At 66.6% G+C, this 20,397-nt stretch carries 20 protein-coding genes; 12 read left to right on the top strand and 8 right to left on the bottom strand.

Annotated features, from left to right (window positions below; genetic code table 11):
- Positions 1–271: 271 nt before the first annotated feature.
- Positions 272–805, bottom strand: coding sequence for a PadR family transcriptional regulator (locus ACCQ05_RS18765; RefSeq protein ID WP_228961663.1), 534 nt, complete (start codon positions 803–805; stop codon positions 272–274).
- A gap of 194 nt (positions 806–999) precedes the next feature.
- Between ACCQ05_RS18765 and mdcA the strand changes: the two genes are divergently transcribed.
- The 9 genes from mdcA to ACCQ05_RS18720 all read left to right on the top strand — a co-directional run bounded on the left by mdcA (position 1,000) and on the right by ACCQ05_RS18720 (position 10,313).
- Entirely contained in the window at positions 1,000–2,646 is a 1,647-nt protein-coding gene (gene mdcA, locus ACCQ05_RS18760; protein WP_372392067.1) for a malonate decarboxylase subunit alpha, read from the top strand.
- A 9-nt stretch (positions 2,647–2,655) separates the two neighbouring features.
- Complete coding sequence (gene mdcC, locus ACCQ05_RS18755; protein WP_104543471.1) at positions 2,656–2,973, top strand: malonate decarboxylase acyl carrier protein; 318 nt, start codon at positions 2,656–2,658, stop codon at positions 2,971–2,973.
- A gap of 139 nt (positions 2,974–3,112) precedes the next feature.
- Positions 3,113–4,015, top strand: a complete 903-nt coding sequence (locus ACCQ05_RS18750) for a biotin-independent malonate decarboxylase subunit beta (protein WP_372394179.1) — start codon at positions 3,113–3,115, stop codon at positions 4,013–4,015.
- A complete protein-coding gene (mdcE, locus tag ACCQ05_RS18745; RefSeq protein WP_372392066.1) occupies positions 4,006–4,710 on the top strand; it encodes a biotin-independent malonate decarboxylase subunit gamma in 705 nt (234 codons plus the stop codon). Before ACCQ05_RS18750 ends, mdcE begins: the two co-directional genes overlap by 10 nt.
- 1 nt (position 4,711) lies before the next feature.
- Complete coding sequence (gene mdcG, locus ACCQ05_RS18740; protein ID WP_372392064.1) at positions 4,712–5,353, top strand: malonate decarboxylase holo-[acyl-carrier-protein] synthase; 642 nt, start codon at positions 4,712–4,714, stop codon at positions 5,351–5,353.
- A gap of 338 nt (positions 5,354–5,691) precedes the next feature.
- Positions 5,692–6,504, top strand: a complete 813-nt coding sequence (gene mdcB / locus ACCQ05_RS18735; RefSeq protein WP_372394177.1) for a triphosphoribosyl-dephospho-CoA synthase MdcB — start codon at positions 5,692–5,694, stop codon at positions 6,502–6,504.
- Positions 6,505–7,150: 646 nt separating this feature from the next.
- Complete coding sequence (gene mdcH / locus ACCQ05_RS18730; protein WP_372392063.1) at positions 7,151–8,071, top strand: malonate decarboxylase subunit epsilon; 921 nt, start codon at positions 7,151–7,153, stop codon at positions 8,069–8,071.
- An 87-nt stretch (positions 8,072–8,158) separates the two neighbouring features.
- Positions 8,159–9,514 carry an SLC13 family permease gene (locus tag ACCQ05_RS18725; RefSeq protein ID WP_104543481.1) on the top strand — a complete coding sequence of 452 codons (1,356 nt, stop codon included), beginning with the start codon at positions 8,159–8,161 and terminating at the stop codon, positions 9,512–9,514.
- Between the two features lie 79 nt (positions 9,515–9,593).
- Positions 9,594–10,313 carry a GntR family transcriptional regulator gene (locus tag ACCQ05_RS18720; protein ID WP_228961669.1) on the top strand — a complete coding sequence of 240 codons (720 nt, stop codon included), beginning with the start codon at positions 9,594–9,596 and terminating at the stop codon, positions 10,311–10,313.
- Between the two features lie 366 nt (positions 10,314–10,679).
- Here the strand turns inward: ACCQ05_RS18720 and ACCQ05_RS18715 are convergent.
- The 7 genes from ACCQ05_RS18715 to ACCQ05_RS18685 form a co-directional block, all read right to left on the bottom strand.
- Positions 10,680–11,485 (bottom strand): IS5 family transposase gene (locus ACCQ05_RS18715; RefSeq protein ID WP_372390521.1). Its coding sequence is split into 2 segments (ribosomal slippage): positions 10,680–11,155 and positions 11,155–11,485, totalling 807 coding nucleotides; the frame shifts between segments, so codons are not numbered across the junction.
- Positions 11,486–11,537: 52 nt separating this feature from the next.
- Positions 11,538–11,900 (bottom strand): hypothetical protein, encoded by a 363-nt coding sequence (locus ACCQ05_RS18710; protein WP_372392062.1) that lies wholly within the window; start codon positions 11,898–11,900, stop codon positions 11,538–11,540.
- Between the two features lie 103 nt (positions 11,901–12,003).
- Positions 12,004–12,954 carry an IS481 family transposase gene (locus ACCQ05_RS18705; RefSeq protein ID WP_372360283.1) on the bottom strand — a complete coding sequence of 317 codons (951 nt, stop codon included), beginning with the start codon at positions 12,952–12,954 and terminating at the stop codon, positions 12,004–12,006.
- A gap of 84 nt (positions 12,955–13,038) precedes the next feature.
- Positions 13,039–13,662: an HAD hydrolase-like protein gene (locus ACCQ05_RS18700; RefSeq protein ID WP_372392061.1), complete on the bottom strand. Its 624-nt coding sequence runs from the start codon at positions 13,660–13,662 to the stop codon at positions 13,039–13,041.
- Between the two features lie 94 nt (positions 13,663–13,756).
- Positions 13,757–14,176, bottom strand: coding sequence for an STAS domain-containing protein (locus tag ACCQ05_RS18695; protein WP_104544208.1), 420 nt, complete (start codon positions 14,174–14,176; stop codon positions 13,757–13,759).
- The gene (locus tag ACCQ05_RS18690; protein WP_064507488.1) at positions 14,173–14,604 is read right to left on the bottom strand and encodes an ATP-binding protein; all 432 of its coding nucleotides are present in this window, start codon (positions 14,602–14,604) and stop codon (positions 14,173–14,175) included. The genes ACCQ05_RS18695 and ACCQ05_RS18690 overlap by 4 nt, the downstream gene beginning before the upstream one ends.
- Positions 14,601–16,673, bottom strand: a complete 2,073-nt coding sequence (locus ACCQ05_RS18685; protein WP_372392060.1) for a SpoIIE family protein phosphatase — start codon at positions 16,671–16,673, stop codon at positions 14,601–14,603. Before ACCQ05_RS18685 ends, ACCQ05_RS18690 begins: the two co-directional genes overlap by 4 nt.
- A 185-nt stretch (positions 16,674–16,858) precedes the next feature.
- On the opposite strand from ACCQ05_RS18685, the gene ACCQ05_RS18680 reads away from it, so the two are divergent.
- The 3 genes from ACCQ05_RS18680 to ACCQ05_RS18670 all read left to right on the top strand — a co-directional run bounded on the left by ACCQ05_RS18680 (position 16,859) and on the right by ACCQ05_RS18670 (position 20,188).
- Entirely contained in the window at positions 16,859–17,458 is a 600-nt protein-coding gene (locus tag ACCQ05_RS18680) for a hypothetical protein (protein WP_372394175.1), read from the top strand.
- Positions 17,455–18,771 carry an XVIPCD domain-containing protein gene (locus ACCQ05_RS18675; RefSeq protein WP_372392059.1) on the top strand — a complete coding sequence of 439 codons (1,317 nt, stop codon included), beginning with the start codon at positions 17,455–17,457 and terminating at the stop codon, positions 18,769–18,771. Before ACCQ05_RS18680 ends, ACCQ05_RS18675 begins: the two co-directional genes overlap by 4 nt.
- A 412-nt stretch (positions 18,772–19,183) precedes the next feature.
- Positions 19,184–20,188 (top strand): glycosyl hydrolase 53 family protein, encoded by a 1,005-nt coding sequence (locus tag ACCQ05_RS18670; RefSeq protein ID WP_372392058.1) that lies wholly within the window; start codon positions 19,184–19,186, stop codon positions 20,186–20,188.
- Positions 20,189–20,397 lie beyond the last annotated feature (209 nt).

Below are 20,397 nucleotides of genomic sequence, written 5' to 3'. Positions count from 1 at the left end.
TCTCCGGACATTGCCCTCCTTCATGGGGGAGCAGGTGCCGCGCAGCGGCGAATGAGGGTACGCGCGACGCCTCATGCGGTTGGAGCGATGCAGAGGCCTCGCGTGATACTTCCACTCCAGTGATCTGTTGCTGGCTGCGCTACCGCTTGCGGCAATCACTTCACACCGGAGCGCGTCGTGCGCGCCTCCCATGCCAGGGGGGCCACAGCAGCAGCCGACCGCATCCCGGACCAGCGCAGGCTGGAAAGCTATAAGCGGCAAACACACGCACTCACTCATCATCCTGCCCCATGGCGTCGGCGGCGGCGTTGAGCAGGGCGGCGATGCGTGCGGTTTCGGCGTCGCTCCACTGCCCGTGCCGCGCGAACAGGCCGTGCTTGATGCGGTGGATCGCCTCGCGGATCGGGGCAGGTGTCTGTGCCTTGATCAACGCACGCGCACGTTGCTGGCTGCGCGCCAGCGCCGCGTCCAGCGCATCGCGGTGCTCGCTGGCGTAGCGGCGCCCTGCCGCGCTGAGGTGGTGGCGTTTGCGGCCCTGCTGCAGATCCGCCTGCACCAGGCCATCGGTTTCCAGCTGCGCCAGTGCCGGATAGATCGCACCGGCGCTGGGCGCGTACAGGCCTTTGAACAACGCGCCGATCTGTCGCATCAACTCGTAGCCGTGGCGTGGCTGTTGTTCGATCAGTGCCAGCAGCAGCAGACGCAGATCGCCATGCTCCAGCGGGCGCACCCGGCCGCTGCCGCGCTCAGGTGCGCGGCCGGCAAACGGGTCCAGCTCGGGTGGGCCATGACGACGGGAGTGCATCTGTGTTCGATATATCGAATCCTGCGAAAACGATATATCGAACTCGTGGGTATCGCAAGCGCCCGGCTGTCGCCCCGCTGACCGGCAGACGTCACCGCCCACGCCTATGCTGCGATGCGACTAGACACCTCGAATCTTCATAATTACGATGTAATTACTTCGACATTACGGGCCTGGCCCGGTGGGGCGATGCGATGAGTCGACAGTGGGACACCCAGGCCGAAAGCCGCCGCCAGCGCCTGCAGCGTGCCGCCGCGCTCGCGCCCCACGGGCGGGTGGTGGCCGCCGACGATGTGGTGGCGCTGCTGGAGGCGGTGATCGAACCCGGCGACCGGGTGTGCCTGGAGGGCAACAACCAGAAGCAGGCCGATTTCCTGGCGCGCTGCCTGACCGAGGTCGACCCATCGCGTGTGCACGACCTGCACATGGTGCAGTCGGTGCTGTCGCTGGCCGCGCATCTGGATGTGTTCGAGCGCGGCATCGCCAAGCGGCTGGATTTCTCCTTTTCCGGCCCGCAGGCCGCGCGCCTGGCCGGGCTGGTGAGCGAAGGGCGTATCGAGATCGGCGCCATCCATACCTACCTGGAATTGTTCGGCCGCTACTTCATCGACCTCACCCCGCGCATCGCGCTGGTCACCGCGCAGGCAGCCGACCGCCACGGCAATCTCTACACCGGCCCCAACACCGAAGACACGCCGGTGATCGTGGAAGCCACGGCGTTCAAGGGCGGCATCGTGATTGCGCAGGTCAACGAGATTCTCGACACCTTGCCGCGCGTGGACATCCCTGCCGACTGGGTGGACTTCGTCACCCAGGCGCCCAAGCCCAATTACATCGAACCGCTGTTCACCCGCGACCCGGCGCAGATCTCCGAGATCCAGGTGCTGATGGCGATGATGGCCATCAAGGGCATCTACGCCGAGTACGGCGTGGAGCGCCTCAATCACGGCATCGGCTTCGATACCGCCGCGATCGAACTGCTGCTGCCCACCTATGCCGAATCGCTGGGGCTGAAAGGCAAGATCTGTCGGCACTGGGCGCTCAATCCGCACCCGGCACTGATTCCGGCGATCGAATCGGGCTTCGTGGAATCGGTGCACTCGTTCGGCTCGGAGCTGGGTATGGAGGCGTATATCGCCGCACGCCCGGATGTGTTCTTCGCCGGCGCCGACGGCAGCATGCGTTCCAACCGCGCGCTGTCGCAGACCGCCGGCTTGTATGCCTGCGACATGTTCATCGGTTCCACCTTGCAGATCGATCTGCAGGGCAATAGTTCCACTGCCACGCGCGACCGCATTGCCGGCTTCGGTGGTGCGCCCAACATGGGCTCGGACGCACGCGGTCGCCGGCATGCCAGCGCTGCCTGGCTCAAGGCCGGGCGCGAGGCCGCGCGTCCGGGCGAGATGCCGCGCGGGCGCAAGCTGGTGGTGCAGATGGTGGAAACCTTCCGCGAGCACATGGCGCCGGCCTTCGTCGACACCCTCGATGCCTGGGAACTGGCCGAGCGCGCCAACCTGCCGCTGCCGCCGGTGATGATCTACGGCGACGACGTCAGCCATGTGCTGACCGAAGAAGGCATCGCCAACCTGTTGCTGTGCCGCACGCCGGAAGAACGCGAGCAGGCGATCCGCGGCGTGTCCGGCTACACCGCGGTGGGCCTGGCGCGCGACAAACGCATGGTGGAAAACCTGCGCGACCGCGGCGTGATCAAGCGCCCGGACGACCTGGGCATACGCCCGCGCGATGCCACCCGCGACCTGCTTGCCGCGCGCACGGTCAAGGATCTGGTGCGCTGGTCCGGTGGGCTGTACGACCCGCCGAAACGTTTTCGCAACTGGTAGGGACAGAGCATGGAAACCCTTCGCTATCGTTTTGACGGCCAGCGCAGTGCGGGCACCGGTCTTGAGCATGCGCTGGTGGGCGTGGTCGCCTCCGGCAACCTGGAAGTGCTGGTGGAGCGCGTGCCGCTGGATGGCGCGATGGAGATCGAGATCCTCACCGCCGCGCGTGGCTTCGGCACGATCTGGCAGGCGGTGCTGGACGACTTCGCCGCACGCCACCCGCTGCGCGATGTGCGCATCAGCATCAACGACGTCGGTGCCACCCCGGCAGTGGTGAGCCTGCGCCTGGACCAGGCCATCGACGTGCTGCAGGGAGCTGCCGCATGAGCCAGCACCCTCCAGCACACCCCACGCATCGCGTAGGAGCGCACCCGGGCGCGACGGGCTTGGCCGGTAACGCCTCGGTTGCGCCCGGCTGCGCTCCTACGCAAGCCATCCGGAGCCGCACATGAGCACCACCGTTCCCATGGCCGAGCGCAGCTATTACGAAGCCGATGCGCGCGAGCGCATCGACGGGCTGCTGGATGCCGGCAGCTTTGGCGAATTCGTCGGCCCGCGCCGCCGCCTGGTCAGCCCGCACCTGGCCCAACTCGACGTACCGGGCGCCTTCGACGACGGCGTCATCGTGGGCCAAGGCACGCTGCAAGGCCGCAATGTGCTGATCGCCGCACAGCAGGGCGCCTTCATGGGCGGCGGCGTCGGCGAAGTGCACGGCGCCAAGCTCACCGGCCTGCTCGAACGCGCAACCGCCACGCGCCCGGATGCCGTACTGCTGTTGCTCGACACCGGCGGCGTCCGCCTGCACGAAGCCAATGCCGGCCTGATCGCCATCTCCGAGATCATGCGCGCCACCCTGGCCACCCGTGCCGCAGGCGTGCCGGTGCTGGCACTGATCGGCAGCGGCAACGGCGCCTTCGGTGGCATGGGCATCGTGGCGCGCTGCTGCAGCGCGGTGATGATGTCCGAAGAGGGCCGCCTGTCGCTGTCCGGCCCGGACGTGATCGAAACCGTGCGCGGCGTGGAGGAGTTCGACGCGCGCGACCGCGCACTGGTGTGGCGCGTCACCGGCGGGAAACACCGTTACCTGCTCGGCGAAGCGCAGACCCTGGTGGCCGACCGTATCGCCGCCTTTGCCGACGCTGCAGCCAGCATGCTGGACACGCTGTCCGAACCCGACGGCGATGCCGCATTGCAGGCGCTGGAGCGCGCGCATCAACACCTGTCCGCGCGCATCGATGCATATGGCGATTGCCGCGACGGCCTGGAGATCTGGGCCCGCCAGGGCATCGCCGATGCGCAGCGCCTGCCGCTGCTGGACACCGACGCCTTTCTTGCCGCCACTGCGGACCGGAGCACGCCATGGAACTGAGCCGATTGCTCGACCAGCTGTTTCCGCTCGGCCACGCCATCGTCCGCAACGACGATGTGCTCACCGGCAGCGCCACCACCGCTGCAGGCGAGGTGACGGTGATCGGCACTGCCAACAAGCTGGAGGTGGGCGTGGACCATGCCCTGGCGCTGGCCGCCACGGTGCTGGCCAGCACCCGCGCACATCCGCAGCGGCCGATCGTGATGCTGGTCGACACCGCCGGGCAGCGGCTTGCGCGGCGCGACGAATTGCTGGGCATCAATGGCTATTTCGCCCATCTGGCGCGCACGCTGGATCTGGCGCGCAGGCGCGGCGCGCGGCTGGTCACCCTGGTCTATGGCGAATCGGTGAGCGGCGGCTTCCTCTCCTTCGGCCTGATGGCCGACCGGATTCACGCGCTGCGCGAGGCACAGGTGCGGGTGATGGACCTGCGTGCGATGGCGCGGGTCACCAAGCAGCCGGTGGAGACCTTGCAGGCACTGAGCGAGCGCTCGCCGGTGTTCGCGCCGGGCGTGGAGAACTACGTGCGCATGGGCGCGGTGGATTCGCTGTGGGAAGGCGACCTGGCACAGGCGCTGGCCGAGGCACTGGCCGCACCTGTCGATGGCGACCAGCGCCGCGCACGCGGCGCGCAACGCGGTGGCCGCACCCTCGCACGCGATGTCGCTGCCGCCGTGGCGGCGGGGCAGGCCTGACATGATCGGCCGCCACGCCCTGGTGTGGTTGCGCCCTGCCGCGCAGTGGCAGGCGCTCACGCCCGGCGCGCAGCCGCGGCTGCAGCAGTGGTTTGCCGCCGGCCTGCCGGCGGTGGTGGCGCGCCGCGACGCCAGGCAGGCGCCGGACACGCTGCGCCTGGGCGTGCCGTTGTCGCCTGCAGAAGACAAGCAGCGCCTGGCGCTGAGCGCGCGTGTCGAGGACATTGCGCGCTGCACTGCGCCGCTGGCACTGGAGGCGGTGCTCGCGCACGCTCCGGAGACGGCGCAACCGGCCTTGCAGGCCCTGCTGACGCAATGTCAGGCCAATGGCCTGCAACCGCGCGTGTTCGGCAGCTTCGCCTGGCAGGCAGTGACCGGCCTGGGCTATGTGCATGGGCAATCGGATCTGGACCTGCTATGGACGCTCGAAACACCCGAACAGGCGCATGCCGTGGTCGCGCTGCTGCAGCGTTGGGAGCAGCGCCATGGGCAACGCGCCGACGGTGAGCTGTTGCTGCCCGACGACCTGGCCGTGAACTGGCGCGAATACGCCAGCAGTGCGCAGCAGGTGCTGGTGAAGTCCAGCAGCGGCTGCCGCCTGCTGCCGCGGGCCGCCTTGTTTCCGGTCTGGAGCGCGGCATGAAGACGCGGCTGCAAGGCAGGCGTGATGCCCAACGTGCAGCCGCACAGCGCGATGATGCGCAGCCGATCGGTCGGCTGCCTTCGCTGCGCCTTGCAGGGCATGCGATGACGGAACGATCCAAGGCCTCCACGCCCACTGCCGAACGTAACGACGTTGAGCCTGGACATGCGGATGACCGGCATCAGCCCGTCGCAGCGCCAACTGCCGCGGCGTGGCTGCAGTCGAGTAACGGCGCGCCATTGCAAGCGCGCGTGTTGCGCACGCTGGCGCGCGATCACGCAGCGCACGCAGCATTCCGCCACCCGCCATCGTCCTGTGGCCAGGTCCACGCCAGCCCGCTGGCACATCGCCTTGGCCGGCTTGCGGTTGGCGCGTTGCATGCCGAGCTGGCGTGTGCACCCAAGCCTGGCCTGGTGACGCCGTTCGATAGCGGCAGCCACACTGACATGGACGCATCCACCTTCCTGCGCAGCCTGTTTGCACTGCGTGGCTATTTTGTCGCCATCGCTCAGGCCGGCATCGACAACGCGCCCTTCGCCCGGCTGCGCGATCTTGGCATTGCCGCCGAGGCAGCAATGCTGCGCGCCACCGGCGGCATCAATACGCACCGTGGCGCCATCTTCAGCCTTGGCCTGCTCATCGCGCAGGCCGCGCGCCTGCGCGCTGCCCACGCGCGCGCGCCGGCAGCCGACGCTGTCTGCCACGGTGTGCAGCTCTGGCGCGAGGCCTTGCTGGCCGCACCGCTGGATCCGCGCAGCAACGGCCAGCGCATGCGTGCGCAGCACAAGGTCAGCGGCGTGCGCGAGCAGGCGGCGATGGGCTATCCGCTGCTGCACGAGGTGGCGCTGCCGGCCTTGCGTACCCGGCTGGCCACCGGCGCCACGCGAGAGGCCGCGCTCGCGCATACTCTGATGCAGTTGGTCGCACAGGTGGACGATCTCAATCTGTTGCATCGCGGTGGTGCAGAGGGACTGGCCTATGCCAAGGCGCAGGCACATCGCTTTCTTGCCGATGGCGGCACCGCGCAGCCGAACTGGCGCGAGCAGCTGGCTGTCATCGGCGATGGCTTTGTCCAGCGCCGGCTCAGCCCCGGCGGCAGTGCCGATCTGCTGGCCTGCGCGTGGTTTGTGCACTGCCAGGAGCACGCATGAATCGCCACAGCCCCCCACCCGCCGCCGCGCAGATGACCATCCTTCTCCCGGCCACGGGAGAAGGTGCCCGAAGGGCGGATGAGGGCAGCTCTGCGGCGGTCGTAACGTTCCCCCAGCAAACGAGCGCACGCAGACACGCCGCAGCATCCGCCGCCGCGCAGACGACCACCCTTCTCCCGACCACGGGAGAAGGTGCCCGAAGGGCGGATGAGGGCAGCTCTGCGGCGGTCGTAACGTCCGCTCAACGCACGAGTGCACGCAGCCACGCCGCAGCATCCGCCGCCGCGCAGACGACCATCCTTCTCCCGACCACGGGAGAAGGTGCCCGAAGGGCGGATGAGGCCAGCGCTGCGGCGGTCGTAACGTCCGCTCAATACACGAGCGCATGCAGCCACGCCGCAGCGTCCGCCGCCGTGCAGATGACCATCCTTCTCCCAGCCGCGGGAGAAGGTGCCCGAAGGGCGGATGAGGGCAGCGCTGCGGCGGTCGTAACGTTCGCCCAGCAAACAAGCGCATGCAGCCGCGCCGCAGCGTCTGCTCCCACGCAGATGACTATCCTTCTCCCGGCCACGGGAGAAGGTGCCCGTAGGGCGGATGAGGGCAGCTCTCGCAGCCATCATCCGACCACATGCCACCGAGCAACCCCATGAGCCTGGCCGTCCTCTGCCCCGGCCAAGGCGGCCAGCAGCCGGACATGTTCGCGCGGGCAGCGGAGACGCCGGCTGCAGCCGACGTCGTCGTGCTCGCGGACAAGCTACTTGGCACTTCGTCCCAGCACCTGGCGGCCGACCCCGGCCGCTATGCCAATGCCATCGCCCAGCCGCTGGTGTGCGCAGGGACGCTGGCGCAGTGGCAGGCACTGCGCCAGCAGCTGCCGACGCCATCGATGGCGCTGGGCTACAGCGTTGGCGAACTCGCCGCGCATGCCGTGGCCGGCAGCATGGAGATCGCCACCTGCCTGCAGCTGGCCGCCACCCGCGCCCGCCTGATGGATGCCGCCAGCCCCGCGCACGCCGGGCTGATGGCGGTGGTCGGCCTGCCGCTCACCACGCTCGAATCGCTCTGCAACAGCCATGGCGCCGCACTTGCCATCATCAATGGCGACGACCATGCCGTGCTCGGCGGCCCACGCGCCGTCTTGCAGGCGCTGGGCGAAGAGGCGCAGACACGCGGTGCGCGCACCACCGTGTTGCCGGTCAGCGTGCCCGCGCATACGCCGTGGCTGCGCGAGGCAGCCGATGCGTTCGCAATCGAATTGAACAAGGTGGCACTGCGCGCGCCAGCGCTGCGCGTGCTGGCCGGTATCGATGCGCGCGCGGTGACCACGCCGGCACTGGTCATCGACAGCCTGTCGGCACAGATCGCGCAGACCGTGCGCTGGCGCGACGTGCTGGTGCAGGCGGCCGAACGCGGTGCGCGCGTGTTCCTCGAACTCGGCCCGGGCAGCGCATTGGCGCGCATGGTGCGCGAGGTCGTGCCCGAGTGCGAAGCGCGCTCGGTCGATGAGTTCCACAGCACCCATGGCGTCGTGCAGTGGGTCGCCGCCGCCTGCGAGCGCGCGGCATGAAGAACTGGCAGGTGGCATCCGCGGCGTGACCCTTGGATGGCGGGTGGCCATCCGTGCTGTACGCGAATCAGGTGTCTGGGAGGGCGCATGACCCCGCAAATTGCAACGATTCTTGGTCTGGTTGTCATGTTCGTCGTGGCGACCGCACTGCCCATCAACATGGGTGCGGTGGCCTTCGCGCTGGCGTTCATCGTCGGCGGGGTGTGGGTGGGGCTGGACGGCAAGGAGGTGCTGGCCGGTTTTCCCGGCGACCTGTTCCTGACCCTGGTCGGCATCACCTATCTGTTCGCCATCGCGCAGAAGAACGGCACCATCGACCTGCTGGTGCACTGGGCGGTGCGTGCGGTGCGCGGGCGCATCGTGGCCATTCCATGGGTGATGTTCGTCATCACCGGCCTGCTCACCGCCTTCGGTGCATTGGGGCCAGCGGCGGTGGCCATCATCGGCCCGGTCGCGTTGCGCTTTGCCAAGCAGTACCGCATCAATCCGCTGATGATGGGCCTGCTGGTGATCCATGGCGCGCAGGGTGGCGGCTTCTCGCCGATCAGCGTGTATGGCGGCATCACCAACAAGGTGGTGGAAAAGGCCGGGCTGGATGTCACCGAAATGGCGGTGTTTCTCACCAGCCTGGGCTTCAACCTGATGATGGCGATCATCTGCTTCTGCGCCTTCGGCGGACTCAAGCTGATGCGCCGGCAGGAGATGTCGCTGGCCGATGCGCAGTACGTGCCGGTCACCGGCGATCAGGCCTCGCAACGCCGCTTCGCCATCGAAGGCCATGGTGCGCTGGTCGCTGCCGGTGGCGGCACCTTGTCCACCGACCCACTGGCCCTGGAGGCGGTGGCCATCACCCGCGACCGGGTGATCACCCTGATCGGCCTGCTCGGCCTGGGCATCGCCGCGCTGGTCTACAACCTCAATGTCGGCCTGGTGTCGATCACCGTTGCCGTGGCGTTGGCGCTGATCTCGCCCAATGCGCAGAAGGGCGCGGTGGACGGCATCAGCTGGTCCACGGTGCTGTTGATCAGTGGCGTGGTGACCTATGTGGCCGTGCTGGAAAAAGCCGGGGCGGTGGACTACATCGGCACCGGCGTCTCGCAGATCGGCATGCCGCTGCTCGGCGCGCTGCTGGTTTGCTATGTGGGCGGCATCGTGTCCGCATTCGCCTCGTCGGCGGCGGTGCTGGGCGCCACCATTCCGCTGGCAGTGCCGTTCCTGATGCAGGGCCAGCTCGGCGCGGCCGGGGTGATCTGCGCGCTGGCCGTGTCGTCCACCATCGTCGATGTCAGCCCGTTCTCCACCAATGGCGCGCTGGTGGTGGCCTCGGCCGCCAAGGAAGAGCGCGATGGCCTGTTCCGCCGCTTCCTGGTCTATAGCGGGCTGGTGGTGGTGTTGGGGCCGCTGGTAGCGTGGCTGGTGTTCGTGGTGCCGGGTTGGCTGTGACGCAGGCGGCATCGGGCAGGGTCCGGGGGCGCCCCGCTAGAATGGGGGCCTCCGTTCCGCTGCCGACGACCTGCTCACCATGACCCTCGCCCCTGATTCGCGCAGCGCCAAGAAGCGCGTACCGCTGTACGAGGAAGTGGCCGAGCGCCTGCGCCAGAAGATCTACGACTACGCATTGCCGCCGGGCGAATGGATCGACGAGCCTGCGCTGGCCGAAGAGCTCGGCATCAGCCGCACCCCCTTGCGCGAGAGTCTCAAGCTGCTCGCGGCCGAAGGCCTGGTGCAGCTCGACGCCGGTCGCGGCAGCCGGGTCACGCGGCTGACGCTGGAAGACCTCAACCAGCTGTTTCCGGTGATGGCGATGCTGGAAGGCCGCTGCGCGCACGATGCGGTCAAGCGCATCGACCCAGCCGGTGTGCAGCGGCTGGAGGAGTTGCATGCGGCGATGGAGGTCTCGGCCGCTTCCGGCGATCTGGCCGAGTACTACCGCAACAATTATCTGATCCACGAAACGGTGCAGCACTACGCCGGCAATCCATGGCTGATCCGCGTCACCCACGACCTGCACCGCATCCTCAAGATGCATCGCGGACGTCAGCTGCTGACTCCAGGGCGTATGGCGCAATCGCTGGCCGAGCATCGGCAGCTGATGGAGTGCGTGCGGCGCGGCGATGCGGAAGGCGCGGAGCGCACCATGCACGGGCATCTGCTGAGCCAGGGCCAGGCGCTGGCAGCCTATGTGGCGGCCGGTGGGATGTTGAACGTGCCGGCGCCGTTGCCACGCTCGGGTGGGGTGTAGTGGTGGGGATCTTGTCGAGGGCCTGGAAGCGTGCGCTTGACGTAGAGGGGTGAGGCAGGGTTTTTGGTGCAGGTGCGGGTACTTTGACGCAAGGAGCTCTTCGGGCAAAGGATGTTGGCGCAAAGGGCTGTAGAGTAAAGAGCTCTGGAGCAAGAGCAAAGGCTTCCGCGCCTTGCGGCGCGGGTGACTTTTGTCTTGGCAAAAGTCACCAAAACCGCTGTCGCCGACGCAATCCGGCGCGATACAGCCGCGCCGGTCCCCTGCGCTCCTCGCCACGCGCGGCACGGCGCCCAAACTCGCTGCGCTCAGACAAGGGCGCCTCTTCGGCCACGCGTGACTGCGGTGCTCGGCTTGCTTTAAGAGCAGCTAACAAAACCAAGGAAGCATGCGTAAGCAGATGATGGAGCATGCGAGCGAGAGCAACGCTAAGTGGATATCGATGCTGCGCTCGAAGCGGATGCGCAGCTTGCCCATCCCGGCGAACCAAGCGTGCGTGCGCTCGACAACCCAGCGATGCTGGCCCAGGCGGTCGTTGCGTTCGATGCCCTTGCGTGCAATCCGCGCAATGATGCCGCGCTGCTTGAGGGCATTGCGGCAACGGTCGATGTCGTAGGCCTTGTCGGCATGCAGTTTGCTTGGCCAGCGTCGCGCGCGCCCTGGTTTTCCACCGATCGCAGGCAATGCATCAAGCAACTCCTCGAAGACAACCGAGTCGTGTCGATTGGCACCGGTGACGCACACAGCCAGCGGCACGCCGTTGCGATCGACGATCAGATGCCGTTTGCTGCCGAGCTTGCCGCGGTCGGTTGGGTTTGGCCCTGTATACGAGCCCCCCGGGGGGAGGCCACGCTGGCGGCGTCCAGACTTGCTCGGCTCATATCCAGCTTGTCGGCGCGACGTAGCTCGGCCAGCAACACCTGATGGAGACGATGCCACACCCCGCTGGCTTGCCAATCACGCAACCGCCGCCAGCAGGTCATGCCGCTGCCATAGCCAAGTTCCGAAGGCAGGTCTTCCCACGGAATGCCCGTACGTAGCACATAGACGATGCCGTTGAGGGCCTGCTGATCACTGAGACGAGGCCGTCCACCTTTGGGGGAAGGCTTGACCTGCGGAATCAGTGGTTCGATGCGCTTCCACAGCGCAATTGGGATCTCGTTGCGACGTGCCATGCAGGCAATGTTGCCACCGACTCAACAAAATTCAAGGGTTTTGTTAGCCGCTCTAAGGCGACTTGGATGAGGCTAAATGCTCAGGCAACAGCGACAGCAACATCAATAGCAATAGCAATAGAAACACCAGCAACAACGGCAAAAGCATCAACAGCACCATCAACACCAACACTAAAAAAAGTAACAACACCAACAAAAGCAGAAGCAAAAAGAGCAGCAGCAACAACAGCAATAGCAAATCAGCAACAGCAACACAGGAAACGAACGGCGACTCCAGGACCTGGCTCGCTTTCCACGGCAGCTCGATCGCCCACAGAGATTGCCTGTGCCGTACTACATGAGGTGGTACGCAACACGCGGCGAAGCGCGGCCTTCCCGGCAAAGACGCGTCGACGTCGATGCGGCAATAGCGCATCGAGCACAGCCCCACCTCAGCGGTCGGCTACCAGCTGTCGCAGATTCCTTCTCCCACTTGTGGGAGAAGGTGCCCGAAGGGCGGATGAGGGCTACGCCTAGTGCTAGCTGTGTAAACCCACCACGTTGTTCAGTGGAATGTGGATGCGGGAGATAGGGGGGCGTTTTCCGAGACTGGCATGGGGCCGATGCCAGTTGTAGTGATGGAGCCAGGGCAATAGGTGCGCGGCACGTTGCTCGGAGTTGTCGTAGCGGTGGGCATAAGCCCACTCGCGCAATGCCGTCTGGATGAAGCGTTCTGCCTTGCCGTTGGTGCGTGGGGTATAGGGGCGGGTGCGGTAGTGCCTGAGGTTGAGGCGCCGGATGGTGCGGGCGAAGGCCTTGGAGCGATAGCAGGCGCCGTTGTCGGTCAACACCCGCTGGAAGGTCACGCCCAGGCTACGGTAGTAGCGCAATGCGGCGATCAACGCCCGGCAGGCACTAACACCGCACTCATCTGGATGCAGGCTGGTAAAGGCAACGCGGGAGTGATCGTCGATGGCGACATGGACATACTCCCATCCGGCGCCTCGGCTGGTCTGGGTACGGTCCCCCGTGACGCGATGGCCGGCTTGCTGGAAGCGCCCGAGCTTTTTGATGTCCAGATGCAACATGCCGCCAGGCTGGGGGTATTGGTAGCGCACGACAGGGGGCTTGGGTTCCAGTTCGGCCAGGCGATGCAGGCCGGCACGGCGCACGATGCGCGCGATGGTGCTGTGGCCCACGTTCAGGTGGGTGGCGATCTGCCAATAGGTGGCGCGTTGTCGGCGTTGCTGCAGGATCTGCTCGACCAGTTCCGGCGGCGTGGCATGCGGACAGTGTTGAGGGCGCGAAGAACGGTCCTGCAGGCCGTCATCTCCGAGCAGGCGGTAGCGCGCCAGCCATTTGTAGGCGGTCCGCACGCTCACGCCACTGGCGTGCGCGGCCTCTTCCACTCGCAAGCCGTGCACCACGATGCGCTGCACGAGCAAAGCTCGACCTCGCGGCGTCAAACGGGCATGTTTATGCAGGTTCATCCGGGGCTCCTGGGGGCTGGGTTGGTGTGGTAACCCCCATCTTCCAGATCGGCCCCGGATGAACAACCTACTGAGAGATCACAGCTAGCGCACGCCCAGCGCAAGCAGCTCTTCCACCCGCTCGATCAGCTGCGTGCCGGCTAATCCGGCAAACACCTCCGGATGCGCATAGCCCCAGGCCACCGCAGCGAACGGCAGGCCCAGCACCTGGGCCGCTTCCCAATCGGCAACCTGATCGCCCACGTAGATCGCCTGTGCCGGAGTGTGCGAGGTGGCGCGCAGCACATGGCGCAGGGCGCGTTGTTTGCCCAGCAGATGCGCGCCGCCTTCGATGAGGGCGAACCTCGTACTCAGCTCCTCTCCCAACACGCGCTGCACGTTCTCCACCGAGTTGGACGACACCACCGCCAGCCGCGTTCCAGCGGCATGCAGCGCGTTCACTGCCTGCGCAATGCCGGGAAACAACGCCGACGGTGGCGCGGCGCGCATCAGCCGGATGAAGTCGGCCGCCACCAGCGGAACCTTCCAGGCAGGCAATCCGGACCGCTTGATCAGCGCACGCGTGCTCAGCTGGCGCGCGGCGTCCACTTCGTCCAGTTCGGCCGCGCGGAACCCATGCCGCGCGGCCAGCTCGCGCTGCGCGTCCAGGAAAAAACCGAACGAATCGGCCAGGGTGCCGTCGAAATCGAAGATGATCAGCGCAGGCATGGCAACGCGCAGGGCGGGGCGCCATAGCCTAACCAACCCGCGCTGCAACTCCTGCGCGCACACGTCCCCACGTGTATGCGCAGGCGATGCAAGCCTAGGCCTCGGCGAAATGCGGCACGATCGGCGCGTCGCTCTGCGCGCTCTGTTCGATCACCTTGCGCTGCATTGCCGCCAGGTAGGCGTCCAACTCTTCGGTGGAGGCGAACACATCGCTCAGCGGCACGGCCTTGACCATGTCGAACACCTTGCGGATCTGCGGCTGCGGGTGCGAGACCAGCACCTTGCCGTGGCGCGTGGCCAGCGCCTTGCGCGCCTTGAAGATGCTGCGGATGCCGGCGCTGGAGATGTATTCCAGTGCGGCCAGGTCCAGCACCAGGGTGGTGATGCGGGTGCCCAGCAGCGGCGACAGCGCCGCATCCAGGTCCTGGTAGGTGTGGGTGTCCAGCCGCCCGGTCAGGATGACGCGTTGACGGGTGTCTTGCGGCGGGTCGATCTGAATGGCGAGCGTGGTCATGACAAAGCCTCGGGGACAGGGGCGTACGGGTGCAGCAGGGTGATGCGCACGATGTTGTATGCACCATCGCGGCGGTAGTCGATGTGATCGGCGAACTGATGCACCAGAAACAACCCCAGGCCGCCAATCTGCCGATCGTCGAGCTCGCCGGTCACATTGGGCATGGCGGCGCCGCAGGGGTCGAAGGCGGTGCCGGGGTCGTGCATCTCCAGCACCAGCGCCTGCGGGTCGAGCTGCAGCTGCAGGCGCAGCGGTTGCTCCGCGCATTGGCCGTGGGTGAGCGCATTGCAGCCGAGCTCTTCCACGATCAGCCGCACCTGGCCGATCCGCTCGGCATGCAGGCCTTCGCGCGTCAGCGAATCTTCCAGCGCGTCGTTGGCGCCGGCCAGTTGGGCCAGCGACGGGGCGATGGCCAGATCGAGCTTCATGGGGTCGTTGCCTTTCCGGGATGTTCCCGGCCAGCCTCTGCCACCCGCCCAGCATGCTCCTGCCGTAGCCGGATCGCCAGCAGCGTGATGTCGTCGTAGGGGTCGGCCTTGCCGGTGAAGTGGGCGATATTGGCGATCACCGCCTTGCATTGCGCCGCCGCGCTGCGGCGTGGCCGCAATGCACCGAGCAGGCGCTCCAGCCCATAGCTGGCGCCCTGCTCGTCCATCGCCTCGGTCACACCGTCGGTATAGCCCAGCAGGGTCTGCCCGGCGCTCATGCGCCCCTGCAGCACCGGGTAGGCCAGCTGCGGCTCGATGCCCAGCGGGGCCCCGGTTTCCAGCGGCAACGGGCAGGCCTTGCCATCGATATCGATCAATAGCGGCGGCTCGTGCCCGGCGCTGGCCAGCCAGTAGTCGCCGCTCACCACATTGATCAGCCCGCACAGCACGGTGGCGAACATGCAGGTGTCGTTGTTCTCGGCCAGGCGGGTGGAGGCGGCAATCAGGATGCCGTCCGGGCGCGTGTGCCGGCGTGCGGCGATTTCCAGCACGCTCACCGCGCGCGCCATGAACAGCGCCGCCGGCACGCCCTTGTCGGAGACATCGCCGACCACGAACCACAGCAGGCCCGGCTCGGTCTCGAAGAAATGGTAGAAATCGCCGCCCACCGCCTTGGCCGGCTCCAGCCATGCGCAGGTTTCCAGGTGCGAGCTGGCACGGTCGAAGGTGCGCCCGGACGGCAGCATGGCCTGCTGGATCTCGCGCGCGATCTGCAGCTCGCTGTGCATGCGCTCGCGCGCGGCGGTCATCTCGCCGATCTGCCCGATATGCTGGCGGATCGCATCGCGTGCGCTGTCGAAGGCGCGCGCCATCACGCCCACTTCGTCTTCGCGTTCGATATGCCGCAGCGGGTACTCGAATTCGCCGCGCCGGAAGTGCTCGGCGGTGTCGGTCAATTCTTCGATCGGCCGCGTCAGCGAGCGGGTGATTCGCCGCATCAGCCACCACCACACCACCGCCCCCAGCAAGGCCGCCACCGCCACCCACGCCGCCAGCCAGTTCAGGCCCGACAGCACATAGGCTTCGGAGGCAGAGAGCACGAAGGTCCAGCCGCTGCGCCCCACCGCTGCGCTATGGGTGAGGAAGCGTTCGCCATCGGGCGCGGTGTGCGAAAACGAAATCGGCTGGCCGGCCGCCACCGCGCGTTGCAACGGCCGCAGGTCCGGCCGCGAGCGCGTGACATAGCTGTCCAGCGTGTGATGCAGGTTGAGCGCCGGGTCCGGGCTGAAGACCAGCCTGCCTTCCGGCGACAGCAGCATCGGCTGGATGCCGATATCGCGCGGTAGCTGGTCGATGATCTCGCGCAGATGCTGCAGCGGCAGGTCCACGCTCACCATGCCCACCGGCGCTGCGTCCGGCGCATCGCCGGGCCGCCGCAGTGGCAGGTTGTAGCTGGTGTACAGCGCATTGCCGCCATTGCTGTTGAGATACGGCTCGGACCACCACGCCCGGCCATCGCGTTGGGTGCGCTGGTACCACGGCATCGCGCGGTAGTCGTAGCCTACCTCCAGCGCAGAGCGCTCCACGATGCGCGTGCCATCGCGGTGCACGTTCCAGACAAAGCCGGTGTCGTCGGCCTTCTGCGTGCGTGGCTCGATGATCAGGCGCGCCGCACCGATATCCAGATCGCCGCTGAGCGTGGCCATCAGCAGTGCGCGCAGGTTGAACGGCTGCAGCCCGACCGCGCTGCTACTGGCTGCCAGCGTACGGCCGCTGACCTGCACCGAATCCAGCATTGCCGCCAGGCTGCGTGCGGTCTGCTCGGTCAGCCCGTCCACCTCGGTACGCGCCGCCTCCACCAGCTCTGCGCGCGCACCCAGGTAGAACACCGTGCCCAGCACCGCCAGCAGCACCACCAGCAGCGCGGTGGCGGCCAGCAGCACCCGCACGCGCAGGCTGTTGCGCCAGTGCACGCGCGGGGTCACCGGGGGTGGCTGGGCGCTGGCCTCGGGGCGGGGGACGGAGGTGACGATGACACGCGCTCCCTGTCGGTCGATGCCGCCGATCATGGCACTTTTGCCCGGCGCGACAAGGTCTCCAAGCGGCCTCGTCCTCACCTGCTCTTCATTGACCCTGCAGACGCAGCCGAACTAGATTGGCGGCCCAACTGCCACGGAGGCCGGCCTTGCGCCAGATTCTGACCCCCAGCCTGCTGGCCCTATTGCTCACGGCCTGTAACGCCCCGGAGACCAGCATGACCCAGACCCAATCCCCCGCCACCGAAGCCGCCGCAGAAGCCGATGTGGAGGCCGGCGGCCGCGGCCTGGCGAAGGTGAACCCAAGCCCGCGCAAGGCCTTCGAGATCACGCTTACGCTGGACAACGCCCCGGGCGCGTTCGGCCTGGTGCAGGCGGCGGCGCAATACGATGTCAGCAACGAGCAGGCGTGCGGCAAGATCAATCCTGCCACCGGTACCGGCGAACGCATCACCAGCCAGGAAGACGTCGCTTTGAAGAAAGTCTCCGATACCGAGTATCGCGGCACCGTCTATCTGGATCTCATGCAGGATGAGGACTACTACGGCCGCGGCGTTTGCCATTGGGAATTCAGCGGCACCAGCGTCATGCTCAAGGCCACCGGCGCCGAGGAAGAAACCCGCTTCCTGTCGTTCATCGATGCCAAGACGGTGACTGCGCAGCAGGCGTCAATGGAGTACTACTGGAGCGAGCGTTATCCGCGCTCCGAAATGAGCAACTTCCCGGATATGGGCAAGCAGCATGCCGAGGAATTCAAGCCAGAGATCCGCGACAAGCTCTTCACCATCACGCTGGCCGCCAAGGAAGTTGCGCCATGACCATCCCGTCCCCGCAATATGCCGGTCTATCCGATGACGTCTACAAGGATCGCGCGGTAGGCCGTCGCGCTCCTGGGCAAGAAGAGATCGTGACGATCGAAGGACAGCGCTACGCTGTTGTCGAGCATGTCAATAACAAGGCCAATGGCTACCAGGGCACGATCTACCAACGCGAGGGCACCGGCGAGATTGTGGTTGCGCATCGCGGTACCCAGGGCGCACTCAATGACATCCTCACCGATGCAACCATGGTTACCTCGCGGACCAACCCGCAGGCCGCCGATGCGTTGGCATTGACCAAGCATGCCCTGGATTATGCAAAGGAAATTGGCAAGGAAGAGGGGCGTACACCCCAAGTCACCGTCACTGGCCATTCCCTCGGCGGCGCGCTCGCGCAGATCTCTGCGCATCACTACGACCTCAAGGGCGAGACCTTCAACGCCTACGGCGCCGCCAGCCTGAGCTACCGGATTCCCGAAGGCGGCAACAGCGTGATCAATCACGTCATGGCCTCCGATCCGGTGAGCGCGGCATCACCGCATTTCGGCCAAGTGCGCATTTATGCCAAGCCTACTGAAATGATCGCCTTGAGCGCATCTGGCTACAGCAATAGCAAAGCCAATTTCCTGATTCCGGATGAGCCGCTGTCGGCCGCGACGGCGTCGTTGGGTGCACACAAGCTGGGCAACTTTCTCGGCGAGCACTCTGCGCTCACCGATCCCAACGCGCGTCCGCTCGCTGAAAAGAACGCGCGCATGATCGACGAATACCGCAGCGACATAGATGGGCTGCGCACCGGCACCACCATCCTCACGCGTAGCGCGCGGGGCTTCGGGCAGGACGCCATCGATGCCATCCGCGGCCCGCTCGCTCCTGGCGAGCCGGCCAGGCGCGATGCGCGCGAGCATGGCAACGACCACACATCATTGCGCATCGACCAGCCGGGGCACCCAGGCAATGCGCTGTTCCAGGACGCGCAGCGCGGCGTCCATGCGCAGGATGCGCGTACCGGCCGCAGTCCCGATCAGCACAGTACCCAGTTGGCCGGCGTACTGGCCTCGGAAATGCATGCCGCCGGCGGCCAGCGCATCGATGCGGTGATGATGAGCCCGGACGCTGCGCGCACGTTTGCCGTGCAGGGGCGCGTGGACGATCCCGGGCAGCTGCGCGTCAGCGTGGACACCATGACCGCCATCAACACCTCGCTCGAGCAGAGCAGCCAGCGCGTGGCCGACAATGCCGCGCGTCAGTCGGTGGCCCTTGAGCAACAGCAGACCCAGCAACAGCAGCAGGGCGCACGCGCAATGGGCTGAGGTAGCCGCTGCGATGGAGGCTCAGGCCTTTGCCAGTCCTCCTTCGCGTCGTCCTGGCGATGTGCTGGCCATGCCGTTGCGCCACTCAGACCTGCAAGAACAACGCCGGCCAGCCCGGCGTTTTTTCATTCGCTCGCGCAGTCGTGCACGGGTTTCCTGCTGCACCCGCACAACGTCGGGGTAACGCGGCCACCGCCCGCTCAGCATTTTCCTGCACTGATATATGCCGCAATGGCGGCTCAGCTATAGCGACCTCGAGCGTGTTGCAGCGCCATGTTTGAATCGCCGCCGGTTTGCGGTGAGGCAGGGCAGACGCGATCCAACGCCTGCGTTGCCGCAAACGCGTAACGGGATCTGGGGGACCCGACAGGGCGCCGCCTGGCGCGACATCCATCGATCAAGGGAGCAATTCATGAGTGTTTTTCAATTCGGCTACGGCCGCGTGCTGTTGGTGTTGCTGTTGTCTGTCTTCAGTGCCGGCGCCTACGCGCAGGGTATTGCCAAGGGCGCCGATGTCAGCTGGATCACCCAGCAGGCCGCGCATAACCCACCCCAGACATTCCGCGATGCGGCAGGGCACGACACCAGCTTCTTCAAACTGTTCAAGGATGTCGGCGGCAACGCGATCCGTCTGCGGGTGTGGGTGAATCCGTCCGGTGGCTGGAACGACGGACGCGACACCCTGTACAAGGCCAAGCTCGCCGCCGCGCAGGGCATGCGCATCATGATCGATTTCCACTACAGCGATAGCTGGGCCGACCCGGGTAAGCAGTTCCGGCCTGCGGCCTGGGCAAACCACTCGCAGGCCCAGCTCAACACCGACGTCTACAGCCATACCCAGGGCATCCTCAAGTACCTCAAGGACAACGGCATTACCGTCACCTGGGTGCAGGTAGGCAACGAGATCAATGCAGGCATGTTCTGCGGCAGTTGCCCACCGCCGGTGAACTTCGCCACCATGGCGCAGGTGATCAACAGTGGCTACGACGCCGCCAAGGCGGTGTACCCCAGCGCCAAGGTCATCGTGCATCTGGCCAATGGCTACGACAACGGCAACTTCCGCTGGTTCTTCGACAACCTGCGCTCGGCCGGCGGCAAGTGGGATGTCATCGGCATGTCGCACTACCCGGAACCGGGCAGCTGGCAGCAGACCAACGCACAGCTGGAAACCAACATGCGCGACATGATCGCCCGCTACAACAGTGACGTGATCGTGGCCGAGGTCGGCATGGACTGGCAGCAGGCCGCCACCACCCGCGCCATGCTGACCAACCTGCTCAACCGCAGCACGAATATCGGCTCGCGCGTGCTCGGCGTGTTCTATTGGGAACCCAACGCCTATCCCGGCTGGGAGCACTACACCAAGGGCGCAGTCAATACCAACGGCCAGCTCACCGAAGCGCTGCAAGCCTTCTGATCGGGTGCACCAAAGCCCCTCTCCTGCGGGGCGAGAAGGCGCGGCTTGTGCGCCACCGGCGCGCGTGCCTTGGAGCGCCCGCGCCGCAAGCGCGGGTCGGGGCGCGGAGCGGGGGTTGGGGCGAGGGTACGGGGCGAAGCCACTCACGATGTCTCAACTGCGCGAGCTTCGCCCGCACCTTCATCCGCCCCTGCGGGGCACCTCATCCT

It is taken from the genome of Xanthomonas sp. NCPPB 3582 (assembly GCF_041475735.2).
In the GTDB taxonomy this organism is placed as follows: domain Bacteria; phylum Pseudomonadota; class Gammaproteobacteria; order Xanthomonadales; family Xanthomonadaceae; genus Xanthomonas; species Xanthomonas codiaei.
Note: the sequence above shows the minus strand (reverse complement) of the source record. Positions and strands in the feature narration are given on the sequence as shown.